The following is a 17,101-nucleotide window of genomic DNA, read 5'->3' as shown; positions in this document are numbered from 1 at the left end:
CCTAGACCGCCCCCGCCCCCGTCAGCGACCGCACCTCGGTCTCCGCGTGCTTGGCCTCGTCCGGCATCTCGGCCGAGGTGACCGTGCCGAGCCAGCCCGCGACGAAGCCCAGCGGGATCGAGACGAGGCCGGGGTTCTGCAGGGGGAAGTACTGGAAGTCGACAGCGGGGAACAGCGATTCGGGGCTGCCCGACACCACCGGCGACAGCAGCACGAGGACCACGGCCGGGATCAGGCCCCCGTACACCGCCCAGACGGCGCCGCGCGTGGTGAAGTCCCGCCAGAACAGCGTGTAGAGCAGTACCGGCAGATTGGCGGACGCGGCGACCGCGAAGGCGAGGCCGACCAGGAAGGCGACGTTCAGGTCGCGGGCCAGCAACCCGAGGGCGATCGCGACCACGCCGATGCCGACCGCGGCGATCCGCGCCACGGCCACCTCTCTGCGGGGCTTGGCGCGCCGACGGCGTAGCGACGCATACAGGTCGTGGGCCACGGAGGCCGAGGAGGACAGCGTGATGCCGGCGACGACCGCGAGGATCGTGGCGAAGGCGATGGCGGCGACCACGGCGAAGAGAACCGTTCCTCCGGTGGAATGCGCGCCCCCGCCGAGATCGAGCGCAAGCAGCGGAACCGCGGTGTTCCCGGCCGCGTTCGACCCGCGCACGGCCTCGGGCCCGACGATCGCGGCGGCGCCGAAGCCCAGGACGATCGTCATCAGGTAGAAGCCGCCGATGAGACCGATCGCCCAGACCACCGAGCGCCGGGCCGCGCGGGCGGTGGGCACCGTGTAGAAGCGGGACAGGATGTGCGGCAGCCCGGCGGTTCCCAGCACCAGCGCGAGCCCGAGGCTGATGAAGTCGAACCGGGCCGTCCAGTCCCCGCCGTACTTCAGCCCCGGTGCCAGGAACGCCTCGCCGTGACCACTGCGCTCGGCCGCCGTGAGCATCAGCCGGCCGAAGTCGCCGTGGAAGCGCACCAGGACGAGCGTGGTCAACGCGATGGTGCCGCCGAGCAGCAGGACCGACTTGACGATCTGGATCCAGGTGGTGGCCCGCATCCCTCCCCACGACACATAGATCACCATGAGCGCACCGACGCCGATGACGGTCCAGGCCCGCGCCGCCTCCCCCTCGCCTCCGAGCAGCAGCGCGACCAGGGTGCCCGCGCCCACCATCTGCGCCACCAGATACAGAACGGACACGGTGACCGAGGAAGTTCCCAGCGCGATCCGCACGGGGCGCTCGCTCATCCGCGCGGCGACCACGTCGGCGAGTGTGAACCGCCCGCAGTTGCGTACCAGTTCGGCGACGAGGAACAGCACCACCAGCCAGGCCACGAGGAAGCCCACCGAGTACAGCATCCCGTCGTAGCCGAAGAGAGCGATGAGCCCGGAGATGCCGAGGAAGGAGGCGGCCGACATGTAGTCGCCCGCGATGGCAAAACCATTCTCCATGGGTGAGAAGAGCCTGCCACCCGCGTAGAACTCCTCCGCCGAACCACGCCGGTTGCGGCTCGCCCATGTCGTGATCGCCAATGTGATCGCGACGAACAGGCTGAACAGGAGCAGCGCCAGAGTCTGATGGTCACCCGTCACGCGGCACCGCCCCTTGCGACGCGCGTCAACTCCTGGGTGTCCCAGCGCAGTTCGAGCGCGGCCCGATCCCGGTGCAGCCGCGCATGGCGGGCGTAGGCCCAGGTGAGCAGGAAGGTGCTGAGGAACTGTCCGAGCCCGGCGAGCATCGCCACGTTCACAGCGCCCGCCACGGGCCGCGCCATCAGCCCCGGCGCGGCCGTGGCGGCGACGACGTACGCCACGTACCAGGAGAGGAACACAACGACCGCCGGCACCACGAACCTGCGGTAGCGGCTGCGGACTTCCTGGAAGGCCGCGCTGCGCTGTACCTCGAGGTACACGTCACCGGCGACGGGCGGAGCGGTGTCGGGGCCGTCCGTGACGTCCGCCTCCCCCCATCCGGAGGCGAGGGCGTCGTACCAGGGATCGTCTGAGTACATGCCCAAGCATGGACAGAACGGAAAGATCCCCGACTCGGCTTCTCCCCGGGCTTCACTCCATCAGGTGATTCACCCGCCGAACCCGAACAGCGCGCACCACGGCAAGCCGCCGACGGCGGGCACGCCCCACGGGGGCCACCCGCACCCGACGACGAATGCCGTACGGGCGGTGCGGGCGGGTCCCAAAACAGATGCCGAAGGCGAACCGAGGCCGAATGGCCGGCCCAAGTCCAGCGCAGCGGCTACGCGTCGATACGCGACCGATCCAGCGTCGCCGCCGAGCTGGAGATGAACTCCTTGCGCGGCGCCACGTCATTGCCCATCAACAGATCGAAGACCCGCTCGGCGGCCTCCAGGTCGGTGAGGCTGATCCTGCGCAGGGTGCGGTGGCGCGGGTCCATCGTCGTCTCGGCCAGCTGGTCGGCGTCCATCTCACCGAGACCCTTGTACCGCTGGATGGAGTCCTTGTAGCGGATGCCCTTGCTCTGGAACTCCATGAGCTTGTCGCGCAGTTCACGGTCCGAGTACGTGTAGACGTACTTGTCCTGCCCCTTCTTGGGCTGGATGAGCTCGATCCGGTGCAGCGGCGGCACCGCCGCGAACACCCGGCCGGCCTCGATCATCGGCCGCATGTAGCGCTGGAACAGCGTCAGCAGCAGCGTCCGGATGTGGGAGCCGTCCACATCGGCGTCGGTCATCATGATGATCTTGCCGTAGCGCGCCGCGTCGATGTCGAAGGTCCGGCCGGAACCTGCTCCTATGACCTGGATGATCGCCCCGCACTCGGCGTTCTTGAGCATGTCGGTCACAGACGACTTCTGGACGTTGAGGATCTTGCCTCGGATTGGCAGCAACGCCTGGAACTCGGAGTTCCGGGCGAGCTTGGCGGTGCCGAGCGCGGAGTCTCCCTCGACGATGAACAGCTCGCTGCGGTCGACGTCGTCGCTGCGGCAGTCCGCGAGCTTGGCGGGCAGCGACGAGGACTCCAGCGCCGTCTTCCGGCGCTGCGCGTCCTTGTGCTGACGGGCCGCGATACGCGTGCGTGCGGCGGCGACGGCCTTCTCCATGACGACCCGGGCCTGGGCCGCGGCGTCCCGCTTCGTGGACGTGAGGAACGCCTTGAGCTCCCTGGAGATCACGGTGTTCACGATGCGCCGGGCCGCCGAGGTGCCCAGGACCTCCTTGGTCTGGCCCTCGAACTGCGGCTCGGCGAGACGGACCGTGACGACCGCGGTGAGGCCCTCCAGGGCGTCGTCCTTGACGATGTCGTCCTCGGCGACACGCAGCAGCTTCTTGGCGCGCAGCACCTCGTTCATGGTGCTGGTCACGGCTGTCTCGAAGCCCGCGACGTGCGTGCCGCCCTTGGGGGTGGCGATGATGTTCACGAACGACTTCAGGGTCGTGTCGTACCCGGTGCCCCACCGCATGGCGACGTCGACGTCGAGCTCGCGGGTGACCTGGGTGGGGGTCATCTGGCCATGCTCGTCCAGGACCGGGACCGTCTCCTTGAAGGTGCCCTGGCCACCGAAGCGGAGGACGTCGCAGACCGGCTTGTCGGTGGCCAGGTACTCGCAGAACTCGCTGATGCCGCCGTCGAAGCGGAAGGACTCCTCGCCCTTGCTGCCGCCCTCGCCGAGGCCGAACTCGTCACGGACGACGATGGTCAGGCCGGGCACCAGGAACGCGGTCTGGCGGGCGCGCTGGTGCAGATTCTCCAGGGACAGCTTGGCGTCCTTGAGGAAGATCTGGCGGTCGGCCCAGTACCGCACGCGCGTGCCGTTGCGGGTCTTGGGGATCTTCTTGGTCCTGCGCAGGCCGCCCTTGGCCTCGAACTTGGCGTTCGCGCCATCGGCGGCGAAGGCTCCGGGCACGCCCCGCCGGAAGCTGATGGCGTGGGTGTGGCCGCTCCGGTCCACCTCGACGTCCAGCCGCGCGGACAGGGCGTTCACCACGGAGGCGCCCACGCCGTGCAGACCGCCGGACGCGGCGTACGAACCGCCGCCGAACTTTCCGCCGGCGTGCAGCTTGGTCATGACGACCTCGACGCCGGACAGACCGGTCTTGGGTTCGACGTCGACCGGGATGCCCCGGCCGTTGTCCCGGACCTCCACGGACCCGTCGTCGTGGAGGATCACCTCGATGTGGTCGCAGTACCCGCCGAGGGCCTCGTCGACGGAGTTGTCGATGATCTCCCACAGGCAGTGCATCAGACCGCGGCTGTCGGTCGACCCGATGTACATGCCCGGGCGCTTGCGTACGGCCTCGAGCCCCTCGAGGACGAGCAGGTGCCGCGCGGTGTAGTTGGACCCGTCCCGGTCTGCTCCTGCCAGCAGCGCTGTGGACGGCACGGACGTCTCGGCGGTCACGCGGTTCGCTCCTCGCTGAATTTCATAGGGGGCCCCAGTGGGTAAGGGCGCGGCTTCGGTCGCCGTCAAGAGGGTACCGAGGCCTGGTAGAGCCGTTGTAACGCCACCCTCGTGTGGGACACAGACTAGTCCAGAGTCGCATGCGTGTTCGATCCCTCGATGGGGTGAAGTACATATCACGTTCCCTTCCAGGCATGAACCATTTAGGCTCCGGGCACGTCCTCATGAACAAACCGGCAAGCCAGCCGGCAGGACCCGACCATGACCGACAGCGCGAAACCGTAAGCACGACAGATACGCAATACGGCACATTCGCCGCCAAACCGGCAGCAGCCAGCCGCCCCGGAAAAAAATTTCTCTCTGGGAGAAGCCGCGAGCGGGAACGTTTTGGGGCTGGTTGGATGTTGACCCTGGTACGACAGCTCGTCGAGCTAGAGAAGAGGCGACGTGACTACTGTTCTGACCCCCGCGAGCCCGCTGACGGCCGCTGACCGCTGCGACCGCTGCGGCGCACAGGCGTACGTGCGCGTTGTCCTGCTCAGCGGCGGAGAACTGCTCTTCTGCGCCCACCACGGCCGCAAGTTCGAGCCGGAACTCAAGAAGATCGCCGCTGAGATACAGGACGAGACGGAGCGGCTGACGTCCGTTCCCGCATCGACGTCCGAAGAAGAGCGCTGACACCTCGCCACGACGAGCCAGCTTCCGGCACAGGCCGGTCGACGGGCGGCCGCCCCTGACGGCAGGGGCGGCCGCCCGCGCTCATACCCTTCGGGCCCTCCTCGTGCGCCGAGGGCCCAGCTCCTCAGCCACCCGCTCGGTGATCGCGTGCCCCTGCGGCGCGCCACCCCATCGTCCGCACGGCGTCGGACACACGCGTGTAGACGCCAGGAGTACCCGCACGACCACAGCCGCTCCCCCAGGAAACGAGTCCGATCAGCTTCCCCTGGGCGATCAGCGGCCCTCCGCTGTCCCCCTGACAGGCGTCCCGGCCTCCCTCCTGCTCCCCGGCACAGACCATGCTGTCGGCCAGGTACCTTCCGCTGCCCCCGCCCGGATACGCCGCCCTGCACAGAGCATCGGGCAGCACATGCACGCGCGCGGCACGCAGGCTGCGCGCGTAGTCACCCGCACCCGTGATGTCCCCCCACCCGTAGACCAGGGCGGCCGTGCCCGGCACATAGGCGGGATCGCCGGCCCGCGCCATCCTGATGACCGAGCTTGCGGGAAGTGGCCGAGCGAGGGTGACCACGGCAAAGTCCCCCGCGTTGGTCACACCGTCGTAAGCAGGGTTCACCCAGGTGTCGCGGACGCGGATCTCCTGACCCCCGTTCGACAACAGATCCGTACGGCCGGCGATGACAGTGAGGTCGCGCACCCGGTCCGGCGGCGAGCCCAGGACCTCCTCGCTCATGCAGTGGGCCGCGGTGAGCACGGTGGACCGGCCGACCGCGACCCCGACACAGAACTGACCCGCCCGCGTACCCCCGAACCGGTCACGACTGGCCAGCGCCACGGTCCACGGACTCTGGGAAACATCGACCGGAAACCCGCCGACGACGACACTGTCGGCAGCCACTGGGGCGGCGGACACCAACGGTATGGCGGCTGCCACAGCCGCCAGAGCAAGCGGCCGGGTCAGCGCCCGGGTAAAGGGACGGCGCATGACGCTCCTCACTCTTGGGTGGTCATGGGAAACCCAGAGTGATTCAGCTCGCCGCACCCCGCACCCGCGCGACAGCACGAAGGCCCGGTCCCCACTCGGTGGACCGGGCCTTGTGTGTCGTACGGGTGCGACCTAGTCGAGGTAGTCGCGCAGCACCTGGGACCGCGACGGGTGGCGCAGCTTCGACATCGTCTTGGACTCGATCTGGCGGATGCGCTCGCGCGTGACGCCGTACACCTTGCCGATCTCGTCGAGGGTCTTCGGCTGACCGTCGGTGAGACCGAAGCGCATGGAGACGACGCCCGCCTCGCGCTCGGACAGGGTGTCGAGGACGGAGTGCAGCTGCTCCTGGAGGAGCGTGAAGCTGACCGCGTCGGCCGGGACGACCGCCTCGGAGTCCTCGATGAGGTCACCGAACTCGCTGTCACCGTCCTCGCCGAGCGGGGTGTGCAGCGAGATGGGCTCGCGGCCGTACTTCTGGACCTCGATGACCTTCTCGGGGGTCATGTCGAGTTCCTTGGCCAGCTCCTCCGGGGTGGGCTCGCGGCCCAGGTCCTGGAGCATCTGGCGCTGCACACGGGCGAGCTTGTTGATGACCTCGACCATGTGCACCGGGATACGGATGGTGCGGGCCTGGTCGGCCATGGCGCGGGTGATCGCCTGACGGATCCACCAGGTGGCGTACGTGGAGAACTTGTAGCCCTTGGTGTAGTCGAACTTCTCCACCGCGCGGATCAGACCGAGGTTGCCCTCCTGGATGAGGTCCAGGAAGAGCATGCCGCGGCCGGTGTAGCGCTTGGCCAGGGAGACCACCAGACGGAGGTTGGCCTCCAGGAGGTGGTTCTTGGCGCGGCGGCCGTCCTCGGCGATGATCTCCAGCTCGCGCTTGAGCTTCGGTGCCAGCTTGTCGGCGTTGGACAGCTTGTCCTCGGCGAAGAGGCCGGCCTCGATGCGCTTGGCGAGCTCGACCTCCTGCTCGGCGTTGAGCAGGGGGACCTTGCCGATCTGCTTCAGGTAGTCCTTGACCGGGTCGGCGGTGGCGCCGGCCGCGGCGACCTGCTGCGCGGGCGCGTCGTCCTCGTCCTCGTCGGAGAGAACGAAGCCGGCGCTCTCGGCACCCTCGGGCTCGTCGCCGGGCTTGGTGTCCTCGAGGACCTCGTCCTCGACCAGCTCGGCGTCGTCCTTCTTGGCGGTGGTCTTCTTGGCCGCCGTCTTCTTGGCGACGGTCTTCTTCGCGGCCGCCTTCTTGGCGGTCGTCTTCTTGGCAGCGGCCTTCTTCGCGGGGGTCTCGTCCTCGACGGCGGAGTCGGCGGCGGGCGCCGCCGGCGTGGCGGTGGCGGTGGCCTTCTTGGCGGTCACCGTCTTCGCCGCGACCGTCTTGGTGGCGGTGCGCTTGGCCGGACTCTTCGCTGCGACGCTCTTTCGGGTGCGCTTGGGCTCCGCGGCACTGACCATCAGCGTCACACCCTCTTCCTCGAGGATCTGGTTGAGGCTGCGCAGTACGTTCTTCCACTGAGTGGCCGGGATCTGGTCAGCTTCGAAGGCCCGACGCACATCGTCGCCGGCGATCTGCCCCTCAGCCTTTCCCCGCTCAATGAGAGCCATGACAGAGACGGACTCGGCGATCTCCGGCGGGAGCGTACGGGATGTGCTGGCCGACACGAACAACCTCTCGGAACGTTGGAAAACGGCTTCCGGCCCCGTCCACGGCGGACAGGAGCCGACCACCGACCTGGGGATTGGGCCGACGGTGCGGGCGGGGGCCGGGAAGATGCACAGCGCCTTGAGCGGCGTCCGTATTCCCTCCTCGGCTGTCACCTCTTAGGTCATCGCGTTGTTTCCCCGAGCGTTACGCCCAATCTGCGTGGCCCGAGTCACATCTCGTAACCGATCAAAAGCTGACAGATGATGACAGAAGCAGTCGCCCACGGCTTCGATGATGCACTGTACGGCGATTCGGCCGCCCCATTGCACCGTCGGACCCGCAAGATCCGTGCTGGATCTTGCGGGTCCGACGGGTGGGGGTGCGCAGACCGGGAGATGCCACAGGAGGGGGAGGCATCCTCAGCCGCGCGACCCAGGGGCGCGGTCAGTGCTCGCGGGGTGCAGGCACCACGCGCTCCACCTCGGGGTGGACGGTGAGCAGGTGACGCATGGCCGTTTCGGCGGCGGCACCGTCGCCGGTGGCCAGGGCGTCGACGATCCTGCTGTGCTGCGCCAGCGAGGTCTCGTTCGGCCGGTCACAGCCCGTGACAGGGCCGCCGGAGACCTGGAGGGCGGCCGAGACGATCCCCGACAGGTGCTCCAGCATGCGGTTGCCGGCGACCTGGATGAGCAAGCTGTGGAACTCGGTGTCGGCACGGGAGAAGGTGAGGACGTCGCCCTGCCCCATCGCATGACTCATGATCTCGACCATGTCGGCGAGCCGCTGCTGGACGTCGTCGCGCCCGTGCCCGGCGGCGAGGCGGGCGGCGAGCGGCTCGATCGTCCAGCGCAGCTCGCTCAGCTCCCGTCGCTGATCGTCGCGCTGCGGCCCGAAGGCCCGCCACTCGATGATGTCCGGGTCGAGGAGATTCCAGTCGCTGACGGGGCGCACGCGCGTGCCGACGTTCGGGCGGGCGCTGACCAGGCCCTTGGCCTCCAGGACGCGGAGCGACTCGCGGACGACGGTGCGGGAGACCTCGAAGCGCTGGCCGATCTCCTCGGGCACGAGCGGACGGTCGGCGCCGAGGTCGCCGGAGACGATCATCTGGCCGAGCTGTTGGACGAGTTGGCCGTGCAGCCCGCGTCCGCGGCTGCCCGCGGCGCGCCGGCCGACACGGCCCAGCTCCGGGTCCGCGCCGTCCCAGGCAGGGGCTCCGACGCGGTCGGCGACGGGGGCCTCGGCGTAGGGGTAGCGGTCGAGTTCGCCCGGGCCGACGAGACCGGAGTCGGTGGCGCGGGCGGCGGTCATCATGGTGTGCGCAAGGGTACTCACGGATCCTTTGTCGGCGCCGTCCCCAACTCCCTTGAGGTCTTTGGTGAAAAGCACACGAAAGGGTGATCGCTCACCCCGTCGCAATTGACGCCTTATCGGAAAGAAATGGGCTCTCCCCGGGGAGTTGTGCACACGACGGGACCCAGAAGCGCAGGGGCGGTCGTCATCGGACCCGGCTCCGCACGGTCGTGAGGAGATAAGCGCAGAGCAGCGTGGCCAGCGACAACGTCAGTGCGCCGCCGACGGGTTGGGCGATCACGCGCGCGACGGCGGCCAGATAGCGCTCTCCCCCGAACGGCCACTGCGACAGGAGGACCTCACGCAGCCGCAGGGGAAACCCGGCCGCCGTCCGCACAGACGGACCCTCCAGCACCTTTTGTACGAGGGGTACGACGACGATGGGCACGGCGACCACCGCCGCGAGCCCGGCCGTGGTCGACCGGAACAGGCCCGCGGCCAGCACGCCGGCCCAAGCGCACCCGATCACGAGGCCGGTCCAACTCGCGCTCAGCGAAAGCCAGTCGGCGGGAACTTCCGCGAGCTCCCGTCCGTAGACGAGATAGAGCACTTCGGCATTGCAGCCCACGGTGAGGAAGGCCAGAACCAGCGCGGTGGCGGAGGCGACGAGGAGCTTCGCGGCCAGGAGCCCCAGCCGACGGGGGACAGTGCCGCGATCCGCGGCCAGGGCGGGGTGGCGGAACTCGTCGCCGAACGCGATCGCGCCGAGCAGCCCGGCGCCGAGCGCCGCGGGCGGCAGCGGCAGCTCCTGCGGCCACGCGACCAGCAGGCGCGGCTGCGGAGTGTGTCCGACACGGGCCAGCAGTACGGCGGTGAGGGCGGACACCACCAGTACGGCGGCGCCGGTGAGGAACCCCGTGCCGACGCCGGCGGCGCGACGGAGTTCGTAGCGGAGGGGCCGGAGGGGGCTGGGGGCGGGGCGGACGGAGATGGGAGGCGGGAGATCGGGGAGGGCTTCGACAGCGGGGGTGGCCGCCCGCGAACCGGCGGCCTGGGACGAAGGCCGATCGTCTGGGAGTGCGTCAGCGGGTCGCGGCTCGCCCGTGGGCGCCTGCGGGGCCTCTGCTGAGGCCTCCTGCCCAGCGGCCGTGACTGGCTCTCCGTCCGGCGTCAGCGGCGCCTCGGGGGTTGCTGGGCGCTCGTCGGCCGGGGGCACCCCGTCGTCCGCCACCGAGGGCGTGGGGACCGTGTGCCCACCACCGCGGGCTGCGACCCACTTGCCGTTCGTCGTTTGCCGCACGTGGTCCGACCGCGGCCCGGTTGAGGGGTCCTGCTCGGGGCCAGGCCCCATGTCGCCGATTTCGTCGGCGAGTTGGTGCACGAGGATTCCGTGACGGAACGCGGTCTCGCCGACGTCGGCGCACGTGCTGCCGTACACCGAGAGGCAGTTGCCGCTCTCGCGTACGACCTCGATGGAGCGCTGTGCCGTGCGTGCCTCCTTGGTGAGCAGCGCGGCGAGGCGGGAGGCGTGCGGAGTACGGACGGCGACCCGGGGGCGCAGTCGGGTGCGGGCGAAGTCGGCGGCGTCCAGGTCGGCCACGAGTCTGCCCTGCTCCAGGGCGACGACCCGGTCGGCGGTGCGCGCGGCCGCCTTGGGGTCAGCCGTGGTCAGCAGGACCGTGCCGCCCTGGGTCGCGTGCGCGCGCAGCATGCCGTACAGCCAGCGGCACTCGCGGGCCGAGAGCCCTTCCGTCGGATCGTCGAGCACGAGTGTGTGCGGGTCGGCCAGCAGCACACAGGCCAGACCGAGGCGGCGGTCCATGCCGCGCGAGAGCGTGTCCAGGCGTTCGTCGCGCAGGCTGACGAGACCGACCACCTCCAGAACCTCGTCGGCGCGTCGTGCCGGAACGCCGGCGGCGGCGCACAGCATGCGCAGATGGCCGCGGACCGTGCGGGCCGGATGGCCGGGAACATCGCCGAGGAGCACACCGACCTCGCGCGACGGGTGGGCGATGCGATGGAGGGGACGGCCTCTGAAGTAGGTGATCCCACGGCCCTGTTGGAGTTCGAGCATGAGTCTGAGCACCGTCGTCTTGCCTGCTCCCGGCGCCCCGAGCAGCGCGGTGACACGTCCCGCGTGCGCCTCGAAGGAAACGTCGTCGACGGCGGGAGGAAGCTCCTTGCGAGGGTTGCTGGTCAGTCCGATGGCCTGGATCACTCAAAGCAAGATAGCGCGCTATGTCCGTTTTTTCAGGCAGCGCACGGCCCGCTCCCTGCGCAGATCGGCTCGCTCGGACCCCTGTTCGCCCTTCGTCCGCGAGCACGACCGGTGTCGTCCGGTCCGGCCCAGCGCCCCGGCTCGGCATCCCGGCCGGGACTTTCGCGTCAGACCTCCGGGCGCAGCATCGGGGGGTTGAGCAGCGTGGCTCCGCCGGCCCGGAAGAGCTGGGCGGGGCGGCCGCCCTGGCGTGTGGTGGTGCCTCCGGTGGGCACGAGGAAGCCCGGCGTGCCCGTCACCTTGCGGTGGAAGTTGCGGGGGTCGAGCGCCACGCCCCACACCGCCTCGTAGACACGGCGAAGCTCGCCGACAGTGAACTCGGTGGGGCAGAACGCCGTGGCCAGTGAGGAGTACTCGATCTTGGAGCGGGCGCGTTCCACGCCGTCGGCCAGGATCTGCGCGTGATCGAAGGCGAGCGGCGCGACCGGTTCGCCGTCCCGGCCGTAACCGCCCTGCTGCAGCAACTCGTCGACCGGCGCCCAGCGGGCGTTGCTGGCATCGCCTCCCGCGCGGGGTGCGGGCAGATCGGGCGCCAGCGCCAGGTGCGCGACACTGACCACCCGCATCCGGGGGTCGCGCTTGGGGTCGCCGTATGTCGCGAGCTGCTCCAAGTGTGCGCCGTTGTCCTGCGCGGGAACGGAGGGGTCGTGGGCGCGCAGCCCGGTCTCCTCGGCCAGCTCACGCGCGGCGGCCTGCGCCAGGTCCTCGTCGGCCCGCACGAACCCGCCGGGCAGTGCCCAGCGCCCCTGGAACGGCGGTTCGCCCCTGCGCACCGCCAGCGCGCACAGGGCGTGGCGGCGCACGGTCAGCACGACCAGATCCACGGTGACGGCAAAGGGCGGAAAGGCTGACGGGTCGTAGGGCATGCGGCGATCATAGTCGTCTGCCTGACGATAAACACTCCAGTTCGTCAGCCCCATCGGTGGCTGATCCAATTCGGCCCGAAATCAGCCCAACCACCCCGGTCGCTTGTCGTGCCGTGCGGCGTCGTACGAGGTCAAGCTCGCAATTGCAGGCCGTCGGCCGCCTCCTCGACCATGGCGAGACCCAGTCGGCTGACCCGCACCGAGAAGGGGGCGCCGGCGACCCGAAGGCCCGTCAGGACGATCTCGCCCAGCGGCGCACTGCGCACGGGCCGCAGGGTGACCGTCCCCGCGGGGGAGTCCGGGCGGACGCCCGCGAGCGTGGTCAACAGCAGCACCCCGGCTGCCGCTGCCGTGGCCGCGGGGCGGCAGGCCGCCGGATGCGGGAGGGGAGCCCCTTGATCAGTGCGCCGCTCCCCCGCGTACATCTCGGGCAGCCGATGACCGAACGCCTCTGCCGCGCCCAGCAGGCCCCGCAGCAGCGTGCTCGCCTCCTTCTCGTAGTCGGCTGCCGCCAGGCCCGCGACGGCGAGCGCCGTCTCGTGGACTCGCACGGCACCACTGCGGTGGCCGAAGGGGTTGTGCCCCGCCTCCTTCGCGCTCAGCCCGCGAAGCCCCCATCCCGAGTCCATGGCGGGCCCGCCGAGCAGCCGGGCGAGTTGTTCGGTCTGCACCTTGTCGAGCAGACCGGCGGCCTGCTCTCCCCCACCCAGCAGGCCGGTGTCGAGGAGGTGGACGGCGGCGGCGCCGAGATGCGGCACGTGGTGTCCGTCCGGGGATCGGGCTGCCGCGGGGCGGCCGCCGCCCACCTCGTCGATCCAGAAGTCCGCACGGAACGCCGCCCGCAGGGCGCGGGCCCACTGCCGCAGTTCGACACCGCCCGGTCTACCGCAGGCGTCGAGGAGATCGGCGCCGAGCAGTGCGGCACGGTGGGCGTGCGCCTGGGTCTCGCAGCGGACGGGTCCGCCGGAGCGTGGGTCCCGCAGATACGTGCCGTCGTCCGCACTCATCCGCAGCCAGGTCAGACACCGCTCGGCCGCCGGGAGGAGTTCCTCCGTCTCCGGTTCGGAAAGCCCCCAGCGCCGGGCCTCCGCGAGCAGCACGGGGAAGAGCAACGTGGCTTCCGTGCCGGTGCAACCCGGTGGCAGATGCGGACCCGCGTCCCGTATCGGCCCGGGGATCATGCCGGACTGCGGTCCCTGGCCTCGGAGTTGGGTGCGGGCGAGGGTGCGCAGCGTGCCTACGGCGAGCCGGGTGCCCAGGGGCAGGGTCATCCGGGCCGCGGCGAGGGCCTCGGCGGGGGCCAGGCCGCAGCGCCACGGCACCCCCGCGGCCAAGTGGGTGTCGGCTGGATGCGCGGGGTCCCGCAGCAGGAGGGCCTGGAGGTCCTCGATGCTCGTCCGAAGCAGCGCCTCCACCCTGGGATCGTCACCGGCTGCCCGCGCGGGAGTCAGCGGGCTCGTCGCCGCCCGGCCCACGGCCCGCAGGGGTCCCGTCCCGTCCGGACGCACGCGCAGTTCGATGCTCGCGCTGCCGCCCGGCGGCAGTATGAACTCCCAGCGCAGCAGCCCCGCGGAGGCCAGCGCGTCGGCGGGCGACGGGTCGGCCGTCACGATCGAGTTCCCATGGGCGGACGACCAGCGCAGGCCGGAATCGTGGACCGTGGCCGACAGTTCCGGTCCCGACTTGCCGCACGCGATCGCCCCGAGGTCGGCCAAGTCCGTGCCCAGAGCGACCTCGACCGGCACACGCAGCGGGCGGACGGCCGCACTGTGCAGCGTGATCCGCTCGGTACCGTCCGCGTGACGGGTTCGCTCGACGACGACGTCCGGGTCCGGGCCCGCCTGCGGGGAAGTACGCAGCGTGCCCACGAAGCGGGCACGGTCGGCCGCTGTGAGCCGGGCTTGGACCGGGAGCGGCTCGCGTCCGGCCACACGGATCTGACAGCGCGAGAGCATGCGTCGGCCCGCACGGTAGAACCCCTCGAGCCCCCGGCCCGTCAACTGCCCCTGGTCCGTCGAGATGGCGAGGCCCGGGAGGGCCACGCAGATCATGGCGTCGTGCGTGGGCGGCAGATCGGCCGACCGGCCAGCGGTCGACGGCTGAGCGGATGGGGTGCCCTGAGGCGGGCGGGAGCGTCGTGCGTGGTCGGCGGGTGGCGGCGGCTTCGAGCCCTGGCTCGGGGGACACGACGGTGAGGGACTCCTCCTTGTCGGCTGAACAGGGAGCCCGGCCTGTCCTTCCCACCGGTAGGAGCGACTGTCCTGGCCCCCCGTCGGCCGCCAGACAAGGGGAGGGCTCCGGTCCGCCGATCGGGCAGAGACCCGCCCCTGCCCCGCCGAGGCCGCCGGAGACCAGCCTTCGCCGACCTGCGGGGAACTGCTGGTGGCCTCGCTGAGAAACCCGGACGTGTCACGCTCCGCTCCGGTGCCGATGGGGGACAGCTCCGTATCCCGCCTGGGTGACGGTACGGGACCACCGGTTGTCGAGCGATCGTCGCCGGCTGGGAAGGCGGGGGCTGGGAAGGCGGGGGCTGGGGAGGCGGGCCCCGGGGAGGCGGGGGGCGGCTGGGGCATGGGACGGCTTCCTCTGTGCTCGTTGCGCCTCGGGCATGTGCGGCGCCGGCTGGGGGACCCGGGGAGACAGGGGTGGTGCGGCGGTACATCCAGTCCAGGCGTTCCGCCACTCAGGTGAACGGGGAGGGACTCCTCCAGGTCACGCCCGTGATGGGGTAACCGCGCTGAGCGGTCACCGCGTTCACCGAGGTCGCCATGGAGACTGAGGTCCTGCGGAGCGCCGAAGCGCCCACGGGGTCGGTGCCGTTCTCGGTACGAGCTTTGGGGCGGGATTTGCCGGTTGTGGCGACTGGGGTCACGGGGTTGCTCGTATGGAGTTGGATCATGGAGCTGCTCGTGGGTACCCGGCCCATGGAGCAACTCGCGGGCACCTGGAGCATGGAGCAACTCGGGGACACCGGGAACACGGAGAAACTCGTGGACACCACAACGGACGCCGCTCCCCTGTCGGTGCTCGCGCCTCGGACCGCGACTGCCGTCACCTCCACGGCATCGATCAGTGCGCTGCCCGCTACGACCGCCGCCCCGACACCATCGGTGAGTGCTCTGCCCGTAAAGGCTCACGCCTCCCCCTCGGCGGAGGCGTTTCCGGGACGCACACCGTCCGGACGGGTCCCGCTCCGACGCGCAGTTCCCTTCCTTGCGGTGTGGGGAGACGTGCTCTTCGAAGTAGGCGGAACCACGCTCCTCGGCGTGCGCGCAGCCGTGCCCTTGGAGATACCCGCGGCCGTGCCACCAGGCCGCGGGGCACCGGGATGCGTGCCTGCCGGGGTACGCGGGCGCGAGACGCTCGTAGCTCGCTCTCGCCCGGTGCCCCTTGCGGAGCGCGGGATACGGCCGGCCGAACCTACATCGTGCCGAGACCGGCGGCGATCGCCCGGATCAGACATCGGCTTGGATTCAACTGCCGCGCTCTGCCCCGGTTCTTCTGCGGCCGTCGGCCTGTCGAGCCGACCGGCACCCATCCCCTCACGGCCCACGCGTTCGGCGCGCAGGCAACGGCGAATCGACTCGGGATCCAACCCCTCGTTGCAGGCCTGGTGCAGGAGGCGCGCGAAGAGGTAGTCGGTGTCAGCGCCGAGGGCCATGGCAAGGGCTTCTCGGGCCTCCAGATCGTCGCCGGTGGACCAGGCGACCCACCCGGCGAGGGTGAGGGGCGGCGCGGCGTACTCGCGGTACGGTCCGACGCAGCGGCGGGCCAGCGCTCGCCAGAGCCGTAGGGCCGGGCCGGCCTCGTCACCCTCCATCCACTCGGCCGCGCGATCGCGGGTCGAGCGGTCCTGCAGGCCCAGGATGAGCCTCGCGGCTTCGTCGTGTCCGAGCAGTTCGTCGTCACGGAGATCCGCGGTGAGCGTTCCGGACACGGGCGGGGCCGCGGCGAACCGGTCCAGGAGCCGCTCGGCGAGCTCCAGAGTCTCCTCGGCCACGCCTGTGCGTGTCGCGTCGTCGAGGATCCTGGGGACCAGCGCCATACCGACGGTGTCCAGGGCGATCTCCTGTTCCAGGGCGGCGGCGGTCTCCCAGGGCAACAGCCTTGCCTGCAACTCACGCAGCGTGCCGCGCACCTGAAGCCCGGCGTAGGTGGCCGCGGCGGCCAACACGGACGTGCCTGGCAAGCCCATCGGCTGACCCTCGGGCGGGCAGCACTCCGCCTTGTCGCAGCAGTACGACCAAAAACGACCGTCGGAGATACACAGGGCCTCGATCACCGGGACGTCCAGGTTGCCGCAGGCGACGCGCATCTTCTGGGCCAGTGGCCGCAGCCGTTCCATGACCTGTCGGCCCGTCTCACCCTTCGCCGGTTCCTGGCAGAGGAAGGCGACCATCTGCTCGGCAGGGGCTCCCCTGCGCTCGCTTCCGCTCACCAGCCCGTGGGCCAGCTGCCTGGCCGCGGCGTCCCAGTCGTCCGTACTCGCGGGAATGCCGAGCCGGGCCCTGCCACCGAACCTGCCGCGGCCATCCCTGTCGTGCAGAGCGACGAGCACGAGGCTGTCCTCGGGGCGGTACCCGAGGAGATACGGCACTGCGTCGGCCAGCTCGGCCGGGGTGCGCAGGGTGACCTGGTGCTCGGCCAGGTGGCCTTCGTAGGCGGTGCAGTCGGGTTGGTCCGCTTGTTGCGCGAGCCCTGGGTGCTTGTCATGTCCAGCCCGCACCTCACAGCTTTGCTGCGCCCCGTGCGCCTCGTGCACCTCCTGCGCCTCGTGTACCTCCTGCGCGTCAGGCACGTCGTGCGTGTCACGCCCGTCATGCACGCCAGGCACGCTCGGCCCGCCGGATACATCGTTCGGTTCGATTGCCCGTGGGGCGAGGTGCTGCTCACTGCCCCCGTTGCCGTCATTTTCGGGAGATCCAGTCGCTTCGCTGTGGTTCGTCATGCGCAGACGATCTCGCGGATCACGAGCTTCCG

At 70.5% G+C, this 17,101-nt stretch carries 12 protein-coding genes; 2 read left to right on the top strand and 10 right to left on the bottom strand.

What is annotated here, in order from left to right; translation table 11 throughout:
* Position 1 precedes the first annotated feature (1 nt).
* The 3 genes from ACIREI_RS39200 to ACIREI_RS39190 all read right to left on the bottom strand — a co-directional run bounded on the left by ACIREI_RS39200 (position 2) and on the right by ACIREI_RS39190 (position 4,379).
* Positions 2-1,594: a cation acetate symporter gene (locus ACIREI_RS39200; RefSeq protein ID WP_403343741.1), complete on the bottom strand. Its 1,593-nt coding sequence runs from the start codon at positions 1,592-1,594 to the stop codon at positions 2-4.
* A complete protein-coding gene (locus tag ACIREI_RS39195) occupies positions 1,591-2,013 on the bottom strand; it encodes a DUF485 domain-containing protein (protein ID WP_403343738.1) in 423 nt (140 codons plus the stop codon). Before ACIREI_RS39195 ends, ACIREI_RS39200 begins: the two co-directional genes overlap by 4 nt.
* Before the next feature lie 242 nt (positions 2,014-2,255).
* Positions 2,256-4,379 (bottom strand): type IIA DNA topoisomerase subunit B, encoded by a 2,124-nt coding sequence (locus ACIREI_RS39190; protein WP_403343735.1) that lies wholly within the window; start codon positions 4,377-4,379, stop codon positions 2,256-2,258.
* Between the two features lie 447 nt (positions 4,380-4,826).
* Here ACIREI_RS39190 and ACIREI_RS39185 point away from each other — a divergent pair, with 447 nt between their 5' ends.
* Entirely contained in the window at positions 4,827-5,057 is a 231-nt protein-coding gene (locus tag ACIREI_RS39185) for a hypothetical protein (RefSeq protein ID WP_301996277.1), read from the top strand.
* 124 nt (positions 5,058-5,181) lie between these two features.
* On the opposite strand, the gene ACIREI_RS39180 is transcribed toward ACIREI_RS39185, so the two are convergent.
* Positions 5,182-6,042 (bottom strand): serine protease, encoded by an 861-nt coding sequence (locus ACIREI_RS39180; protein WP_403343732.1) that lies wholly within the window; start codon positions 6,040-6,042, stop codon positions 5,182-5,184.
* Between the two features lie 132 nt (positions 6,043-6,174).
* Entirely contained in the window at positions 6,175-7,704 is a 1,530-nt protein-coding gene (locus tag ACIREI_RS39175) for an RNA polymerase sigma factor (RefSeq protein ID WP_403343729.1), read from the bottom strand.
* Here ACIREI_RS39175 and ACIREI_RS39170 point away from each other — a divergent pair.
* The gene (locus ACIREI_RS39170) at positions 7,646-7,867 is read left to right on the top strand and encodes a hypothetical protein (RefSeq protein WP_164904851.1); all 222 of its coding nucleotides are present in this window, start codon (positions 7,646-7,648) and stop codon (positions 7,865-7,867) included. The genes ACIREI_RS39175 and ACIREI_RS39170 overlap by 59 nt on opposite strands.
* Before the next feature lie 264 nt (positions 7,868-8,131).
* Here ACIREI_RS39170 and ACIREI_RS39165 read toward each other — a convergent pair whose 3' ends face one another.
* The 5 genes from ACIREI_RS39165 to ACIREI_RS39145 all read right to left on the bottom strand — a co-directional run bounded on the left by ACIREI_RS39165 (position 8,132) and on the right by ACIREI_RS39145 (position 17,069).
* Entirely contained in the window at positions 8,132-9,019 is an 888-nt protein-coding gene (locus ACIREI_RS39165; RefSeq protein WP_403343727.1) for a FadR/GntR family transcriptional regulator, read from the bottom strand.
* A 163-nt stretch (positions 9,020-9,182) separates the two neighbouring features.
* Entirely contained in the window at positions 9,183-11,195 is a 2,013-nt protein-coding gene (locus tag ACIREI_RS39160; protein WP_403343725.1) for an ATP-binding cassette domain-containing protein, read from the bottom strand.
* Between the two features lie 167 nt (positions 11,196-11,362).
* Positions 11,363-12,121, bottom strand: coding sequence for an NUDIX domain-containing protein (locus ACIREI_RS39155; RefSeq protein ID WP_403343722.1), 759 nt, complete (start codon positions 12,119-12,121; stop codon positions 11,363-11,365).
* A 131-nt stretch (positions 12,122-12,252) separates the two neighbouring features.
* Positions 12,253-14,172 carry a glycogen debranching N-terminal domain-containing protein gene (locus ACIREI_RS39150; protein ID WP_403343720.1) on the bottom strand — a complete coding sequence of 640 codons (1,920 nt, stop codon included), beginning with the start codon at positions 14,170-14,172 and terminating at the stop codon, positions 12,253-12,255.
* A 1,082-nt stretch (positions 14,173-15,254) separates the two neighbouring features.
* The gene (locus ACIREI_RS39145) at positions 15,255-17,069 is read right to left on the bottom strand and encodes a DUF4192 domain-containing protein (protein WP_403343718.1); all 1,815 of its coding nucleotides are present in this window, start codon (positions 17,067-17,069) and stop codon (positions 15,255-15,257) included.
* Positions 17,070-17,101 lie beyond the last annotated feature (32 nt).

The organism is Streptomyces sp. NPDC093591, from assembly GCF_044764885.1.
Lineage (GTDB): Bacteria > Actinomycetota > Actinomycetes > Streptomycetales > Streptomycetaceae > Streptomyces.
This window is presented reverse-complemented; position numbering and strand designations above follow the sequence as displayed.

Coding starts and splice junctions, on each gene's coding strand:
- ACIREI_RS39195 (WP_403343738.1), bottom strand. CDS start 2,013: ATGTACTCAGACGATCCCTGGTACGACGCCCTCGCCTCCGGATGGGGG.
- ACIREI_RS39180 (WP_403343732.1), bottom strand. CDS start 6,042: ATGCGCCGTCCCTTTACCCGGGCGCTGACCCGGCCGCTTGCTCTGGCG.
- ACIREI_RS39170 (WP_164904851.1), top strand. CDS start 7,646: ATGACAGAGACGGACTCGGCGATCTCCGGCGGGAGCGTACGGGATGTG.
- ACIREI_RS39155 (WP_403343722.1), bottom strand. CDS start 12,121: ATGCCCTACGACCCGTCAGCCTTTCCGCCCTTTGCCGTCACCGTGGAT.
- ACIREI_RS39150 (WP_403343720.1), bottom strand. CDS start 14,172: ATGATCTGCGTGGCCCTCCCGGGCCTCGCCATCTCGACGGACCAGGGG.
- ACIREI_RS39145 (WP_403343718.1), bottom strand. CDS start 17,069: ATGACGAACCACAGCGAAGCGACTGGATCTCCCGAAAATGACGGCAAC.